This is a genomic window from Peribacillus alkalitolerans (assembly GCF_010882125.1).
Lineage (GTDB): Bacteria > Bacillota > Bacilli > Bacillales > DSM-1321 > Bacillus_BN > Bacillus_BN alkalitolerans.
In genome coordinates this window covers 14,089-31,427 of record NZ_JAAGVZ010000002.1, presented here as the reverse complement: position 1 = coordinate 31,427, position 17,339 = coordinate 14,089, and the positions used below count along the sequence as shown (strand labels likewise).

Annotated in this window: 11 protein-coding genes; 9 read left to right on the top strand and 2 right to left on the bottom strand. The window is 34.0% G+C overall.

Going from position 1 to position 17,339, the window contains the following annotated elements:
• Nucleotides 1-397: 397 nt before the first annotated feature.
• Entirely contained in the window at nt 398-3,946 is a 3,549-nt protein-coding gene (locus G3O09_RS02610; RefSeq protein WP_163099765.1) for a S8 family serine peptidase, read from the top strand.
• Between the two features lie 71 nt (nt 3,947-4,017).
• Here the strand turns inward: G3O09_RS02610 and G3O09_RS02605 are convergent, their stop codons facing one another.
• Nucleotides 4,018-4,932: a LysR family transcriptional regulator gene (locus G3O09_RS02605; protein ID WP_163099762.1), complete on the bottom strand. Its 915-nt coding sequence runs from the start codon at nt 4,930-4,932 to the stop codon at nt 4,018-4,020.
• A 326-nt stretch (nt 4,933-5,258) separates the two neighbouring features.
• Here G3O09_RS02605 and menE point away from each other — a divergent pair, with 326 nt between their 5' ends.
• The 5 genes from menE to G3O09_RS02580 all read left to right on the top strand — a co-directional run bounded on the left by menE (nt 5,259) and on the right by G3O09_RS02580 (nt 10,179).
• Nucleotides 5,259-6,854 carry an o-succinylbenzoate--CoA ligase gene (gene menE / locus G3O09_RS02600; RefSeq protein WP_163099760.1) on the top strand — a complete coding sequence of 532 codons (1,596 nt, stop codon included), beginning with the start codon at nt 5,259-5,261 and terminating at the stop codon, nt 6,852-6,854.
• A 347-nt stretch (nt 6,855-7,201) separates the two neighbouring features.
• Nucleotides 7,202-7,660 (top strand): DinB family protein, encoded by a 459-nt coding sequence (locus G3O09_RS02595; protein WP_163099759.1) that lies wholly within the window; start codon nt 7,202-7,204, stop codon nt 7,658-7,660.
• A gap of 137 nt (nt 7,661-7,797) precedes the next feature.
• Nucleotides 7,798-8,553 carry a class I SAM-dependent methyltransferase gene (locus G3O09_RS02590; protein ID WP_163099757.1) on the top strand — a complete coding sequence of 252 codons (756 nt, stop codon included), beginning with the start codon at nt 7,798-7,800 and terminating at the stop codon, nt 8,551-8,553.
• Nucleotides 8,554-8,782: 229 nt separating this feature from the next.
• The gene (locus G3O09_RS02585) at nt 8,783-9,460 is read left to right on the top strand and encodes a GNAT family N-acetyltransferase (RefSeq protein WP_163099755.1); all 678 of its coding nucleotides are present in this window, start codon (nt 8,783-8,785) and stop codon (nt 9,458-9,460) included.
• A gap of 107 nt (nt 9,461-9,567) precedes the next feature.
• Nucleotides 9,568-10,179 carry a DUF421 domain-containing protein gene (locus tag G3O09_RS02580; protein ID WP_163099753.1) on the top strand — a complete coding sequence of 204 codons (612 nt, stop codon included), beginning with the start codon at nt 9,568-9,570 and terminating at the stop codon, nt 10,177-10,179.
• Nucleotides 10,180-10,891: 712 nt separating this feature from the next.
• Here the strand turns inward: G3O09_RS02580 and G3O09_RS02575 are convergent.
• Nucleotides 10,892-11,800 carry a LysR family transcriptional regulator gene (locus tag G3O09_RS02575; protein ID WP_163099751.1) on the bottom strand — a complete coding sequence of 303 codons (909 nt, stop codon included), beginning with the start codon at nt 11,798-11,800 and terminating at the stop codon, nt 10,892-10,894.
• 453 nt (nt 11,801-12,253) lie between these two features.
• On the opposite strand from G3O09_RS02575, the gene G3O09_RS02570 reads away from it, so the two are divergent.
• From G3O09_RS02570 to G3O09_RS02560, 3 genes are all read left to right on the top strand, one after another.
• Nucleotides 12,254-13,771 (top strand): aldehyde dehydrogenase family protein, encoded by a 1,518-nt coding sequence (locus G3O09_RS02570; protein WP_163099749.1) that lies wholly within the window; start codon nt 12,254-12,256, stop codon nt 13,769-13,771.
• 88 nt (nt 13,772-13,859) lie between these two features.
• On the top strand, nt 13,860-15,068 hold the full coding sequence (locus G3O09_RS02565; protein ID WP_163099748.1) for an iron-containing alcohol dehydrogenase: 1,209 nt from the start codon (nt 13,860-13,862) through the stop codon (nt 15,066-15,068).
• Between the two features lie 226 nt (nt 15,069-15,294).
• A complete protein-coding gene (locus tag G3O09_RS02560) occupies nt 15,295-17,199 on the top strand; it encodes an alkyl/aryl-sulfatase (protein WP_163099747.1) in 1,905 nt (634 codons plus the stop codon).
• Nucleotides 17,200-17,339 lie beyond the last annotated feature (140 nt).

The window sequence follows — 17,339 nt, the reverse complement described above, 5'->3', positions numbered from 1 at the left end:
ATTGTTGTATAAATTCCCCCAAATTTTCAGATTATACATTTCTATAAAATACATAATCCGACAAAATACACGACATTGTTCCCGATAATTAACCGTAGTTCCTTGATTTTTATGATTAAAGGCCCTTGTAAAGAAAAAAATCAGATTATTAGTCATTCGAATCTTGTGAAAATCCCCCAATTTACTAGGTTTTAAGGTGTATGTACAATTTGAATTGTATTTATTTCAACTCATTAAGGATTAATAGATTAATAGCTAATATTATTGTGATTTCTCGACAAATAACTACTAATCTCTAATTCTAAGTGAGTTCACAGTAAATATCGAAATAAATATAAGACTTACAGATTAAGGATCTTAAGTTTAATATTTATAATTTTAAAAAGGAGAAATGTACATGAACCGAGGAAAAATGAAGGCATTTAAAGTAATGACAACAGCAGCATTAACATCATTAATCTTTACAACATTTACGGCATTTGCTGAAACTAATGACACTTCACCCCAGCCTAATCAATCCATTGAAGAAAAAGCGGGACAAACAAGGCCTTTATTTTTTAACAAAGATAAGGAAGGATCGAATAAAGATCATTTTTATTCAAAAGACCTTAAAAAAGATGGGTTGGTTAAAACATATAAACCGGATGAAATTGTTCGCTTAATCGTAGAAGTGGAAGAACCATCTGATATTGACAAAACATCCAAAAGTAAAAAAACATTATTTAAGCAAAAGCAGGACAAAGTTATAGACCAAATCTCTAAATCGAAAAATTCTAAATCAAAATCTCCTACAAAGGTGAAACATCGCTATTTTGAAGGGTTTAACGGATTCAGTTTAGAAACAGAGTTTCAAAGTATAGAAGAAATACAATCCATACCAGGGGTAATGAATGTACATATAGCTAAAACATTTCAACCAGCGATGGGAGCAAGTAAGGAATTAGTACAAGCTCAAAAAGTATGGAACCAATATGGTTATAAAGGGGAAGGATTACTTGTAGCGGTTATAGATTCCGGGATTGATTATCTGCACAAAGATATGACCCTACCTACAAAAGGAAAAGAAAAAGCAAAATGGACAGAAGAAAAGATCAATCCTAAATTCGAAGAGACAGAAGTATCTGAAGTCTGGTATTCCGATAAAGTGCCAACGGGTTATGATTGGGCAGACAATGATACAAATGTCATTCCTGGAACAAACGGTAGTCCTCATGGTACACACGTAGCTGGTACAGTTGGGGCGAATGGAGATGAAACAAATGGTGGTGTAGCCGGAATTGCACCAGGTGTTCAACTATTAGCTGAGAAGGTATTTTCAGATAATGGGGGAGGAGCCTATGAGGATGATATTATAGCAGGAATTGAGCATGCCATTACAATGGGTGCAGATGTTATTAATATGAGTTTAGGTACTGATTCTGGGTATGTAGGGGAAGAAAATGATCCGATTCAAAAAGCCATTCGAGTTGCAACAGAGAATGGTTCACTTGTTGTAGTAGCAAGCGGTAATGCCTCCTACAGTACAAAGAACAACTTACTGTACTCTTCTTTAAAACCATATGCAGAGAACCCAGATATTGGAGTAGTTGGGGAACCATCCGTCAGCCCATATGCTTTATCTGTTGCTTCATATGAAAATAAAAGCATTCACATGAATACATTAGCTGAAGAAAATGGTTTAAAACTACCTTTCCAAGATCAAACGCAATTTCCAGCAAGTTTTAATTTTAAACTATCTAAGTTTTTAGCACATGATACAAATTATGATTTGGTTTATGTAGGTGAGGGGACAAAGAAAGCTGATTTTTATAAGAACAATGTTTCTTTAGTGACTGGGAAAATTGTAGTCGTAAAACTATTAAATCAATATAGTTATTATTCTAGTATTCAATTTGATGCAGAGCGTGCTGGAGCAAAAGCAGTTATCATTATTCCACCAACTAGTATGGCTGATTATCCGTATTTAGGGTTAAGTCCATATTCCATTCCAGTTGCTACAACTGGTAAAGTTCCAGGTGAAGCATTAGTGAATAAACTAACTAGTGGTCAAACTGTAAAAATGAAATTATCGGGCGATACATGGGTAGAAAACCCTGCAAAGAACACGATGTCCGATTTTTCATCCATCGGTTCTCCTCATACATTGGATTTTAAACCAGAGATTTCTGCACCTGGTGGAAGTATCTATTCAACAGTACCCGGAAATGATTATGAAATTATGAGCGGTACATCAATGGCAACGCCTCATGTTGCAGGAGGTTCAGCATTGTTATTGCAGTCACTTTATGAAAAAGGATTGTCACATTCAGAGGATACGGTTTTAAAAGCAAAACTTGCATTAATGAATACAGCAAATATTGTTATGGATCCGCGTACAAATGGGCAAGTACCTTACTCTCCGAGAATTCAAGGCTCTGGTTTAATGCAAATTCAAAATGCCATTAACACACCAGTTATTGTCACAAGTCATAACACTCCATTAGAACAAGCTGGAGCTGTTGCTTTAAAGGAAATGAATCAAAACACGAGTTTTAAATTAGACCTTGAAGCATTTGATATTCCTAAAGGTAATAAAGAGGAAATTGAATACAAGGTTTATGTAGATGTCCTCAAAGATAAGACTGAAATGCAGGAACATGATTTAGATTATGATGGTGATTTGGATTCAAAGGAGTATCTAACTTTAACAAGTGAGCGTATAAATGGGGTAAAAGTTACTGTTAATGATAAAAAAGTAACACTAACAGAAGGAGCATCTATTAAAATCAAACCTGGTCAAACCAAAATGCTTACAGTTAACGTGTCCTTACCAGATACATTAAAGAAAAATACTTTTGTTGAAGGATTTGTTCGTCTTGTTCCAGTAGCAAAAGACCAAGATAAAGCCGTATCTTTATCCATCCCTTACATGGGCTTCTATGGAAAGTGGGATGAGCCACAAAATATAGATCCTGCAGCTTGGGAGAAGGATGCATTTTTAGGATACACAGCACTTTGGGATGAGATTTCAGAACGTTATCCAATGGGATATGACCCAGTAACTGGAACATTTGACCTTAACCATATCGCTTATTCACCAAACTTCTATGCCAATGGAGTCTATGCTACCTTTACTACTTTACGTAATTTACAAAAAACAGAAATGTATATAGAAGATCAATCAGGGAATATCATTCAAAATTTAGGTGACTTTAGTGAATTTACAGGAAAACCATGGAAATTCAGAAAAAATATTATGGCATATGGTGATTATATGATTGGCGGATACCAATGGGATATGAAAGATCAATCTGGTCAATTTGCACCTGATGGAGTGTATAATTATGTGATTAAAACAACATTAGACTATGCAAACGCCAAGCCACAGGTAGTGAAAATGCCAATTAAAGTAGACTCGATGGCACCTACTATTTCGAATATTCAAGTAAAGCCACAAGACGGAAAATATGAAATTTCCTTTAATGCGGAAGATAATGAAAACGGTAGTGGATTCAATGCTGCAATTATTTGGAGTAACGGAGAGTATTACGAAGTAGGAAATGAGAAAAAAACGTTACTCGTAAATGATGAACCGAAAAGTATTGTTGTGTTAGCGGCTGACTATGCATATAACCAATCATACGGAGTTTGGGGAGATCCAAGCTATATAAATCAAGATATGGTGGTTTCATTTTTCTATGTAAGTCCGACTGGAGACATAAATAAAGACAATCCAGCACAAATTATTAGTTATGCTTCAAACAGAGTAGACTGGACGATTAATATTAAAGATGTTAATGGGAAAATTGTCGATTCATTTGAAGTGAAGAATGAACATACACTACGAACCCAATGGGAACCTAAACAGGATCTTCCAGATGGGATTTACACTTTGTCTGCTGATATTGTTACAAAAAGTGGTCTAAAAGTAACAACTACTCCTGAACAAGTAACAGTACGTCAATAATCATTAAAAAAAGGCGAATTCAGCTTAGCATATTTGGATTCGCCTTTTTCTTTTAATATTACGATTTATTTTTATGTTAAATAATTAAGTAATTCAGATTTAATAAACTTGATAAAGTTCTTTTCAATTGTTGAAGATTTTCTTTTCTTTGGATGGATTAATCCAAGACTTACATTTATTGGTTCATAATTTATGCTATCAAAATCAATTTCAACAATTTTGCCTTCCAAAAGAAAAGTATTATTTTTCATCGCAAAATCTGGAACAAAGCTTATGGCCAAACCATTTGATACTGAACGTAATAGTTCTTCCGCATTGTTAGATGAAAATAGAATATTCATTTTTCCAAATGCAAGCTGAAAATTTTCAATGAACCATTTTATATAATCACCGTTATATAGGACTATCTCTTGATTTAAGATTTCTTCTGGAGTGATAGATTTCGAACTTGCAAAAGGAGAATCACTACTTACATAAACTTTCATTTTTCCTTCAAGGATTACATCAATATTTAAATCCTTGTTATTCTTTAATATCTCTCCATAGATGCATATAAGGCCGATATCTGCTTTGTCCAGTTGAATTAAATCAACTGTACGTTCTGAAACATTGTCTAAAATCTCGATAGTTGAATTAGAGAATAGGTTCTTGAATTCCAATAATGGTTTTGTTAAAAAGGGGATAAATACAGGTAGCGATGATACTCGAAGAACACCAGAATGAATATCTAAACTTTTTTGAGCCTCGCCTATTAATTCCTCGTATTTTAACAAAACCTCATTTGCCTTTTTTACAATATTAGTTCCATCCTTTGTTAAAGTCGCTCCAAGACGAGTCCGGTCGAAAACTTTAATCCCTAGCTCCTCTTCTAGCTTTGTAATAATCTGACTTACTCCAGATTGGCTTAAATGAAGATTTTGCGCAGCAATAGAAATGGATCCAGTTTTTGCAACTTCAACTAGGACCTTTAGTTTTTGTATGTGCATGCTTTGACCACCTTTTTACTTAAACCGTAAAGTAAGAAATTATGTTCAAAAAAAGAAATATCCTCTCACTTTATCTATTAAAAAATGTGAAGTTACTATAACAAATATTAATTTTACTAAGTAATTTTGTAGTTATACAATTGGTTCAATAATTCAAAATCTTCTAAAATCTAAAAAAGGAGTTCTAGTTTATAGCTTCAAGCATTAATTTATATTCTCTTAAATTTTTTTGGTTTGCAAGCGTTTTCTTTTGTTAATTTTTAAACTTGAGAGATAAGATAAGTACTTTTTAGACCCTATTGAATTAATCAGGAGGAGATACCATAATGGAATGGAATTTGAATGAGAATTTACGAAAAAGTGCAGATAAATTCCCTAATCGAAATGCACTAACATTTGAAAGTAAAAGTATTACCTATAGTGAATTAAATGATCAGGTAGACTGTGTAGCCTTTAATTTAGCTTCTAATGGGTTGAGAGAAGGTAATAAAGTAGCATTGATCTTAGGTAATTGCCCAGAATTTGTAATTTCTTACTATGGAATTCTTCGTGCAGGTGGTGTGGTAGTACCTATAAATCCAATCTATACCCATGATGAAATATCATATATTTTGTCAAATAGTCAAACAAAAGCTGTCATTGCACATTCTGCATTGGAATCACAAATCACTACGATTCAGACTGAATTAAAACATATAGAAAAGGTGTATTATGTAGGATCTAATAAAACTGAATACATATGGGAACAGTTGATCGAAAATAATAAAAATGACTATAATTATCCACTAATTTTAGATGAGGATCTTGCTGTTATTTTATATACATCTGGAACAACAGGTAAGCCAAAAGGAGCAATGCTATCCCAAAGAAATTTGGCATCGAATGCAGAATCAGTTGCTAAACTAGTTGAGTTTAAAGAAGAGGATAGCATTTTAGCAGTTCTTCCTATGTTTCATATATTTTGTTTGTCTGTATGTATTAATGCACCAATTATGTGTGGAGCAAATATCGTAATTGGACAAAAATTTAATCCTAATGAAGTCATTCATACGATTAAAAATGAGAAGGTGACCTTATTTGCAGGTGTCCCAACGATGTATAGCTTCTTATTACAAATAAATGATTGTAGTGCGGAACATTTCCAATCTATTCGTGCCTGCTTATCCGGTGGAGCCTCCCTACCAGTTGAATTACTTCAAAAATTTGAAGAAAAATATAAAGTTAATATTCTCGAAGGATTTGGTTGTACAGAAACCGCACCAGTTACTGCATTCAATCCTATTAAAGGGATTAGAAAAGCAGGTTCTGTAGGTGTGGATGTTCCTGGAGTTAAAAATAAGGTTGTCGATCCCTATGGTAATGAAGTTCCAAGAGGAGAAATTGGTGAGTTAATTGTAAAAGGCCCAAATATTATGATGGGTTATTTAGATATGCCAGAGGCCACATCTTCTGCCTTGAAAGATGGTTGGTTCCATACCGGAGACTTAGCCAAAATGGATAAGGAGGGATATATCTATATTGTGGACCGAATGAAAGACATGGTTATAGTAGGTGGATATAATGTTTATCCAAGAGAAGTAGAAGAGGTGCTTTATCAGCATCCAGCAGTAGTAGAAGCTGCAGTAATAGGAATACCTGATCCAGTTTTTGGAGAACAAATAAAAGCTTTTGTTGTAAGTAATGACGAATTAGTTAGTTCTCATGACATATTATTATTTTGCAAGGATAAATTAGCCAAATATAAAGTGCCAAGAGAAATAGAATTGTTAAGTGAACTGCCTAAGAATAGCACTGGCAAAATCTTACGAAGAGCTTTACGTGCATCCATTGATAGCAAAGTTAATGCTACTACAAATTCTAATTTATCACACACAATAAAAGAAGAACCAATTGCACAAAGTTATATTAAACCAAGCCATTGATGTATTAATTGCTATATTAGGTGTGCTAGAATAAAAAAATTCTAAACTTAATAGTGCCATTGTGCCATTTTCAGAAAGCGAAAAAAGTTCAGTACACACTCTGTATTGAACTTTTTTCTTTTATAGGCCCAAAAGGAAACATCAATCCGGTTTGATTTTCGAAAAGATATGAAATGAAATACCTAATGTCTAAATACAGTAAAAATAAAGTTATGTCTGAACTTGGTTCGATGCTGATAATTGGGAATCGGATTTTTCTTATTCTTCTTTAAGGGGCAGGTTTTTGAAGGATAATTAGGTTTAATAGAAGAAACTAGTTAAATACCAAAAAAATAGGAGGGGTATCATTGCAAAAGGTTATTGATGGAATAAATCATTGGATACAAGTCATACCAGAAGAGTTCAACCATATGTCCCAAAATGAAATATCTACTCGGCTTTTACCGCATAAATGGTCAAAAAAAGAGATTTTAGGACATTTATGTGACTCGGCAATAAATAATATTAATAGGTTTATAACTATTCAATACGAAGAACAACCATATGTTATCCCATCGTATAATCAGGACAAATGGGTAGTAATCCAGAACTATCAATCAAGACCAATGGAAGAAATACTATCCCTTTTTATTGTCTTAAATCAACAAATCATAAATATTATTTTAAAAATGCCCAGTGAGAAATTATCTTATCTTTGTGATATAGGGAATAACCAACAAAAGAGATTAGAGTGGCTCTTACAGGATTATCTTGACCATATGGAACATCATATTAATAATCAAATCTTTGCAAAGAATAATGCCTGATTAAATATATTAATATAGCTCAAGAGGGCAAGAGTTAAAGTTAATAGCTTTATTTGTGATGGATTTTCTTATTAGCTAACGAGGCAGGAATGCTGTAGAAGAATGTAGTATCAATATATAGTGTGGGAGGGGATAAGATGACGTTTGATATTCTAAAACAAAATAAGAAAAGCTGGGATATAGTGGCCAATCATTTCAATGGAAAAGATGCGTTGCCTAGTTATGGGCCGTTTACCCAAACGGAAGAGGAATTAAGACTGTTTGAAGAAATGACAAATAAAAAAGTTCTTGATATAGGCTGTGGCAGCGGACATTCTTTACTTTATATGGCGGAAAAAGGTGCTGGTGAATTATGGGGGGTTGACTTATCAGAGACTCAGATTAAGACAGCAAAAAATACTTTAAGAGACTTGGAAACTCACTTATTCTGCGCACCTATGGAAGAGGATATTGGTCTGCCAAACTTATATTTTGACGTAGTTTATTCAATATATGCAATAGGATGGACAACAGATTTGTCATCTACATTTAAATTAATTCATTCCTATTTAAAACCCGGGGGGTATTTTGTTTTTAGCTGGGATCACCCTTTATACGGACATATGATAAGTCAAAATGGTCAAATCTATCTTGATGGATCATATCAGGATGAAGGAACAACAACGTATCTCAAGTTCAAAGGCGAAGAAGCTCCGGTTGTAATTCCTAAAAGAAAAATAAGTACTTATATAAATGAATTAATTAATGCAGGATTTACTATTGACTCAGTTATTGAAAGTGACGTTTCAGAAAGCTTTGATTCCGTAGAAGAAGAATTTTCTGATCGTTATTATTCTTTATACAAAGCGAGAAGATTCCCTACTACTATGATTATAAAAGCCCAAAAAATGTAAAAAGGTATTTTACAAGTTCATGAACTAAAGGGAGCGGTGATCCAGAAGGATTATCGCTCTTTATTATTGAAGTAAGTAATATACTTCAATCGTAGTAACAGGGCAGGTTTTTGAAGGATAATTAAGTTTAATAGAAGAAACTAGTTACCCAAAAAATAGGAGGGGTATCATTGCAAAAGGTAATTGATGGAATAAATCATTGAATCCAAGTCATTACGGAGGAATGTCTATGTTGTCTGATTTAGAATTGATGGAACACCATGTGAATGTGTTATTTCAACACGATACTGAAAATCGAATGACAGTCGTAAATGAACCACCCTACGATGTTGCACCAAGAATTTTCGTTGGTGGTACTAAATTGGGTAGTGTAGTGAGGTATTCAAATACACTGGATACGAGCCTTGTAGAAAAACTCGAACAAGTTATAGGGACAAATCCTGGTGCTCAGATAGGAGAATTAATCAATGTTTTAAGCATAGGCCGTCAGTTAAATCACTTATGGATTGGACCCGCGTATGTGTTTCCTGATGTAAGAGACAGGGTTCGTACACAAGCCATAAAAGTAACTCATGAAAATAAAGGACTTTTAAAGCCTTATTTTCCATATACATTTGAGAATTTGGAGTATAAGCAACCTTGTTTTGTAATAGTTGAAGATAACATTACGGTTTCGATTTGTTGTAGTGCACGGAAGTCCACAAGGGCAGACGAAGCAAGTGTATTCACACATGAAGATTACCGTGGAAGAGGATACAGTATAGACGTGACAAATGCATGGGCAGAAGAGGTACAAAAACAAGGACGAATTGCTCTATATAGCACTTCGTGGGACAATTTTGCATCCCAATCTGTGGCAAGGAAACTACAATTGCTTCAGTATGGCATAGACATACATATGAGTTAAAGTAAAAGTATAAACCAAAGGCAAAGGATAAGATCTAGCTGTCATTAAATATTATATGTATATAATTATCAGTCTCCTTGTAAACTAACGTAAAAAGGGTTGATAATATGCAATTACATTGGATCTGGAGTACAGTTCTAATTGTTATAATGGGAACGCTCTTATTAAGAATTTCCGGAAGAATTTCAATTGCTAAAATGACAGTCACCGAACTTGTTATAATGATAACGATTGGACCTTTACTTAGTCGTCCTATTGAAAATCAAGGGCTTTGGACTACATTTGGTGTTGCGTCTGTTCTCATAATTACGTTATTTGCAATCCAGTTACTTAAAATAAAGTTTTATGGGGTAGAAACATTTCTTACAGGAAAACCAGTAATAGTAATTGAGAATGGTACCTTAAATGAAGAAAACATGAAAAAAATAAAACTTACTACTGAAAATCTTAGAATGAGATTAAACCAAGCTGGAATTAATGCAATAGGTGATCTCGAATGGGCGCAAATTGAGGTTAGTGGAGAACTTGGTTACAAGTTGAAGTCTGATAAGCAGCCAGCCTCCAAACAGGACATTCAGAATTTACTACATTTAATCGAAACCAAGTTTTCCGAATCATCCAACTCTGTTCAAAATTATACACCTGCTGTACAAAGTAATATATTTACGGAGGTTACTTCTGACAATCATCACACTACTCCACAAGATCATCTTCAGTAAAATTAGTCACTCTTTAGGGGGTGGCTTTTGTTATTCTTGCCATGGCTGGGGGTATGTCCTGGTTGATGTTACCTATTTATAGATTTATTGGTAAATGGTTCTAATATTAATACATACAATGAAATAACGAAATCGCTAGGAACTTGATCAACGATAATTCGTACTATATTTCTTAATAATAAAGGAGGTTAGTTTTAAAATGTATGAATTTATTAGACCATTTCTAGAGATATTTTTATTGCTTTTTGAAATAATCATAGTAATTTTAACAATTTATGTAAAAACCAAAAAAGTTAAATTCTATTTTATTTTTATGAATTTATTTTTAGCAATTTTCCTTTATCAAAATGCCGTTAAATTAGCAAAATGTTGTGGAGGATTTGATGATCTTGTCATTCAGTTTTACTCCTTCATAATTATGTTCATTTCTATCATTCAAGTGATGATTAGCATATATAAAAAATGAATTAATTCACATTCTATTGAAAAAAAAGCAGATGAACCGAGTTCTTCTGCTTATTCTTGTGTGAAATACTTTCTTATTTTCATTTTCAAACACTTGATAAGCATCTTGGTTCATGATCATGAATTCAAACTTTACACATAATAGCGGGACCCGCGCTACACGTTAAATCTTATCGCGCATATATGGCTAATGTAGCTTTCAGTAAACAGACTATTTCACCGACATACTGTGCAAAAGCATAATAGGTTAACTTATATAATATTGTAATTCGGATTTAATAAACTGGATTAAGTGTTTCTCTATTTTTGAAGGAGCTCTATTCTTTGAATGAATAATTCCAAGTGTTACATTAATTGGTTCATAGTTGATAATATCAATTTCAATCATTTTACCTTCTATAACATAAGGGTTACTTTTAGTAGCGAAATCTGGGGCAAACCCAATGGCTGATCCATTTGAGATTAATCGTGATAGTTCTTCCGTTTGATTTGATGAAAATAAAATATTCAATTTCCCAAAAGTATGTTGAAAATTATTAATAAACCATTTAATATAATCGCCATTATATAAGACTACCGGCTGCTGAATGATTTCCTCTGGTATTATTTTTTTCTTTTTAGCAAAAGGGGAATCGCTACTTACATAAACCTTTAGGGTTCCCACAAGGATACTCTCAAAATTTAAATGCTCAATTTCTTTTATAATATCCTCATATATGCAGATTAGGCCAATTTCAGTTTTATTCTGTTGAACCGATTCAACAGTAAGTTCAGTTATATTTTCTGAAATCTCTATCGTTATATTTGAATATAAATTCTTAAATTCCATTAATGGTTTCAATAAATAAGTAATAAATGCAGGAATGGTAGACACTCTAAGATTTCCAGAATGTATATCTAAAATTTTTCTAGCCTCTTCAATCAATTCTTCATATTTTTGCAAAACTTCATTTGCTTTTTTTACTATATTAGTTCCTTCATATGTTTGAACAACCCCATAACGAGAGCGATCGAAAATTTTTACACCCAATTCATCTTCTATTTTTTTAATATCCTGACTAATACCAGATTGACTTATATGAAGATTCTGTCCAGCTAATGAAAAGGACCCTGTATTAGCAACTTCAGAAAGTATCTTTAGTTTTTGTATGTGCATATGATGACCACCTTTTATCGTAAATTACTATATTAGAAATTAGTTTAGATAATAAAAAATCCTCTATTTTTAGATATTAGAAAATGTGAACAAGGTATTACAAACCTTAATTTTACTAAGTAATAGTGAAGTTATACAATAAATTCAGATAATTCTTAATTTTATAATTAAAATGAATCCTGAAAAAACCGTTCATCTTATTTTATATTCAAAAAGTTTTATGTATTTTTGCAAGCGTTTTCTTGGTTTTATAGAGTACATAGAATCAGGTCATTATAATGTATCTTCATTCATTTAAAAAGGGGAAAGAAGATGATCTATGACCTAACATCGTTATACCCTAAATGATCTACTTATTTTCTAAATAAGAGGTAAGGCCTATTCGAAGGAAAAGGTGTTACTATAAATCCTATTTATTTAATATTATTAAAACTATTTTTAGGAGGTTTTTACATGCAAACGACTGTAAAAGTATTGGAGTTTCCGCTTTATATTGATGGTGGATGGACACCTGCAAAAAGTGGTGAAACGTTTAGTGTGAAAAATCCTGCATCTGGAGAAGTAATCGCTCTGGTCGCTAAAGCAGGAAAGGAAGATACTGAAGCTGCTATTGCTTCTGCTCGTAAAGCCTTTGACTCAGGAGTATGGTCAAAAAAATCTCCACAAGAAAGAGCTCAAATCTTAATTAATTTCGGGAATAAGATTATCGAACATTCTGGGGAACTTGCATTCTTAGAAGCTATTAGCTCAGGTGCAACTGTAAGACGAATTTCAAACTTAGATATTTTATATTTAGTTGATCTACTTCAGCAAACAGCTAAATTTACTGTTGAGTATCCATTTGTTGAGTCTCTGCCAATACTACCTTTTCCAGGACCTAGCAATAATCAGGTATGGCGTGAAGGAGTTGGTGTCGTAGCTGCGATTACACCTTGGAATCTTCCAATGCTTTTAGCAATGTGGAAAATTGCACCTGCACTTGCAATGGGGAATTCAATTGTTGTTAAACCAGCATCAAATACACCGCTTTCAACTTTGAAATTAGCAGAATTAGCTACTGAAGCTGGAATTCCGGCTGGAGTTTTCAATGTTGTCTCAGGACCTGGAGCTACTGTTGGAGAAGTGCTAGCTACTCATCCACATGTTGATAAAATCGCCTTTACTGGATCAACTGAGGTTGGACGCCGTATTATGCAGTTAGCAGCTGGGACTGTAAAACGCGTAACACTTGAATTAGGTGGAAAGTCACCTTCTATCGTTTTACCAGATGCTGATTTAGATATTACGATTCCAGGTAGCTTATTTGGCTTCTGTCTTCATTCGGGACAACTTTGCGAATCTGGAACTCGCCTATTAGTACATGATTCTATTTATGATGAAGTTGTTGATCGATTAGCGAAGTTGGCTTCTTCAATTACGATTGGAAACCAACTTGATATGGCGAACGGCATGGGGCCTATGGCTTCTCAGCAGCAACTTGACACGGTATTATCCTATGTTGAGGCTGGAATTCAAGAAGGTGCTCGCTTAGTATGTGGTGGAAAGCGTTTAACAGGTGAAGGCTATGAGAATGGCTATTTCATTGAACCTACTATTTTCGCGGATGTACACAATAAAATGAAAATCGCCCAAGAAGAGATTTTCGGACCAGTTCTTTGTGTAATTCGTTATTCTACGATTGAAGAAGCAATCGAAATAGCCAATGACTCAATTTACGGATTAGCAGCTGGAGTTTGGTCAAAAGATGTTAACAAAGCACTACAAATTTCAAGTCAATTAAGAGCAGGGACAGTTTGGATCAATGACTGGCACATGTTAAGAAGTGATGCACCATTTGGTGGATATAAACAAAGTGGTTTTGGTCGTGAGCTTGGCCGCTATGCTTTAGATGAGTACACGCAAGTAAAGCATGTTCATTGCTCGCTTACTCCTGAACTAAGCCAAAAACCTTGGTACGGTATCTTATTATAAAAAACTAGATATTTAAATGACTTATATAAAAAACAGATTAAATCCGAATGATTTTAAAAAACATTAATAGAAAAGAGTAGGTGATCCCATGATAACGTCATTTTTTCAGTTTTCAGTTCGAACAGTTGTAAACAGTGGGGCTGGAGCTCGCTCATTGTTACCAGAAATGATTAAAGGACTTGGTGGTAAAAGAGCAGTTCTTTACGTTGATAAAGGACTAACTCAAGCAGGAATTACAGATAAAATTAAGGAGCTATTTGAGACTGTTCCTAGTGCAGTACAGCTAGTAGGGGTCTTTGAGGACATAGAACAGGATGCAAAAGGTGAAATCATAAACCGCGGAGCAAAGTTCTTTAAAGAATGTAATGGAGATTCACTTATTGCTGTGGGTGGCGGAAGTGTTTTAGACACAGTTAAAGCAATTAAATGGATGCTACATAATAAAGTTCATGATATTCGTGAAGCACTCCTTGTTGGAAATGTAATGGAATTTTGGCCACAAGCTGAGTATATTCCAATTCCACACGTTGCAATCGCAACAACAGCTGGAACTGGCGCAGAAGTGTCTCCAATCGCTGTAGTCTTCAATGAAAAGGTAGGAATTAAAACGAACATCCTAAATACATTTATTAGCCCTGATATGGCGATTTTAGACCCTGAGCTTACAGTTGCTTTACCACCAAAAATTACTGCTTTTACAGGATTTGACGCATTAACTCATGCTGTTGAAGCTTATTTCTCACCTAATGCGAATCCAATGACAGATGCATATGCACTTCAATCCATTCGAATGATTGTAGATAATTTACCTACTGCTGTTCATCAAGGGCATAACCTTGCGTCACGATCCAATATGTTAATGGCTAGTACGATGGCAATTTCTGCTTTCAGTCTTTCAGTTAATGCGATCCCAGTTCACAATATAGCACACGTATTTGGAGCAAAATTCGGAATTCCACATGGACTAGCCAATGCCGTGTTACTACCAAATGTAATGGAATCACTTGCACCATTTTATTTAAAACGAGTTCATGGCTTTGCTGAAGCGCTAGGTCTAAAGGATATACCGGAAAAACCAGAAGAGTGCCTTGCGGAAGTCGTATTATACATCCGTAACCTACGTGAAAAAGTCGGTCTTCCTAGTTCATTTGCTGATTTTGAGGTGAATGTTGATAATATGGCCTACATTGTAGCGATGGTCCATAGCGATCCTTGTGGAGTATTCTTCAAAATTCCACCTGAAGTAATTGCGAAGATTTCAAATGAAGTTGCAGGCTCTAGCTTAGTAGTTTCATAATTTTTATTATTGATAGAGGCACCTTCTAAATATTTTGATGGTGCCTCAATTATATTCAAGTTTTATTAAAAATGTAGGAAGTAGAATTTAAGAAAGAATCACCTAAGAATAGTACAGGTGAAATATAAAAAGCGCTTTATATGTTGAACATGTGGAAGTTAATAAATTTAATAGAGAAATTTTCTGATAAACACTTTTGAGTTTATAACAATTCATGGAGGATCTTATGACCAATAACATATTAACTCAATCAATGCCCGCAACCTCTTTTACAAAAAAGGCAAATTTAGACGTGTATGAATCTCTAAATTTTGATGATAGACAGGACTTCTATGATGCAAACAGAGGCTTTATTGCACCAATAGAATCAAGGATTATTAAAGATGAATCTGGCGAAATTGTTTGGGACATAGAACAGTTAGACTATCTAAATGACACTGCGCCTGAGACAGTTAACCCAAGTTTATGGAGAAATGCACAATTACAAGCTATATCTGGGTTATTTGAAGTTGTAGAAGGAGTATATCAAATTCGTGGACAATCAATGGTCACTAACTTTTTTATTGAAGGAAAAAACGGGGTCATTGTCGTTGATGCATTAGGAAGTACTGAATCTGCTAAAGCCGCAATGGAATTATATTATAAACATCGACCACAAAAGCCAGTAACAGCCATCATTATTAGTCAAAGTCATGCTGACCATTTTAGTGGTATTCAATCAGTACTAAAATATGCTGATAATCCGAATATTCCAATTATAGTTCCTCAATATTTTACAAAAGAAGCATTAAGTGAAAATGTACTTTTAGGCACTATCATGGCGCGTCGCGCAGAGTATCAGTTTGGTAAAAATTTACCAGACGGTACCAAAGGCTCTGTATCAGTAGGAATTGGACCAACAATGGGATCAGGGACAATAAGTTTTGGGTTACCCAATGTTGAAATAGAAAACGAAATCCAATTGATGGAAATCGATGGGATAACTTTTAAATTTTTGTTAACCCCAAACACAGAAGCACCAGCTGAAATGCATTTTTATATAAAAGATTACAAGGCATTATTTGTATCTGAGAATGCCAATAAATTGATGCATCAAATTTATACAGTAAGAGGGGCAAAGACACGAGATGCCTTACATTGGGCTAATTCGCTCGATAAAACAATCGATTTAGTAGAAAATGAAGAGATCGATGCATTACTTATGATTCATGCATGGCCAGTTTGGGAGAAAAATAATGCAATACAACACTTAAAACTGCAACGTGATTTATATAAATATATGCACGATCAGACAGTACGTTTAGCCAATCACGGATATACGATGGATGAAATAGCTGAAACGATCAAGCTTCCAAAAGAATTAGATACTTATTGGGGGAATCGTGGGTATTATGGTACCTTAAAGCATAATTCAAAGGGAATTTACAATTATTATTTAGGTTATTATAGTGCACATCCTTCTGATTTAGATCCATTACCACAAGTGGAAGCAAGTCATAAATATGTAGGATACATGGGTGGGACGGCCAATATTTTGAGACAAGCAACAGTTGACTTTGAAAAAGGTGAATATCGCTGGGTAGCTCAAGTATTAAAAAATGTAGTAATGGCCGATCCAGAAAATTTAGAAGCTAAAAATTTATTAGCAGATGCATTAGAACAATTAGGATATCAAGCTGAATCAGCTAATTGGCGCAATATTTATCTTGTTGGGGCATCAGAATTAAGAAATGGAATTAAAAAAGATAATTCCCCATTAGATGTTTCCGGAATCATTAAAAATATGCCAGTAGAAGAATTTTTAAAGCTGATAGCTGTTAAACTAAATGGTCCAAAAGCAGATGGTAAAAAAATAACGCTAAATGTAACGTTATCAAATTCCAACCAAAAATATACGATTTATTTAGAAAATTCCGTTCTGCATTATAAAGCAGTTAAGTTAGACGCTAACCCAGATGTTTCCTTAACTCTTGAACAATCAACATTATATGGAATTGGACTTGGTCTTCTCACACCAGAACAAGCAGTAGCAGCAGGGAAATTAATCATTTCTGGTGACCATACAAAATTGAATGAATTTTTATCACTATTAGATGAATTTAATCGTTATCTAAATATCGTAACTCCTTAATTAACTGAAAAAGTAATTAATGATTCATTTTTTCACAATATGCACCTGCTCAATCACGCTCGGTATAAATGGATTGTGCAGGTGTTTTTTCCAAAGATATGTTTGCTAAATTTTAATCGGAAATAATGAAAGATTTGATG

Coding starts and splice junctions, on each gene's coding strand:
- G3O09_RS02610 (WP_163099765.1), top strand. CDS start 398: ATGAACCGAGGAAAAATGAAGGCATTTAAAGTAATGACAACAGCAGCA.
- G3O09_RS02605 (WP_163099762.1), bottom strand. CDS start 4,932: ATGCACATACAAAAACTAAAGGTCCTAGTTGAAGTTGCAAAAACTGGA.
- menE (WP_163099760.1), top strand. CDS start 5,259: ATGGAATGGAATTTGAATGAGAATTTACGAAAAAGTGCAGATAAATTC.
- G3O09_RS02590 (WP_163099757.1), top strand. CDS start 7,798: ATGACGTTTGATATTCTAAAACAAAATAAGAAAAGCTGGGATATAGTG.
- G3O09_RS02585 (WP_163099755.1), top strand. CDS start 8,783: ATGTTGTCTGATTTAGAATTGATGGAACACCATGTGAATGTGTTATTT.
- G3O09_RS02580 (WP_163099753.1), top strand. CDS start 9,568: ATGCAATTACATTGGATCTGGAGTACAGTTCTAATTGTTATAATGGGA.
- G3O09_RS02575 (WP_163099751.1), bottom strand. CDS start 11,800: ATGCACATACAAAAACTAAAGATACTTTCTGAAGTTGCTAATACAGGG.
- G3O09_RS02570 (WP_163099749.1), top strand. CDS start 12,254: ATGCAAACGACTGTAAAAGTATTGGAGTTTCCGCTTTATATTGATGGT.
- G3O09_RS02565 (WP_163099748.1), top strand. CDS start 13,860: ATGATAACGTCATTTTTTCAGTTTTCAGTTCGAACAGTTGTAAACAGT.
- G3O09_RS02560 (WP_163099747.1), top strand. CDS start 15,295: ATGACCAATAACATATTAACTCAATCAATGCCCGCAACCTCTTTTACA.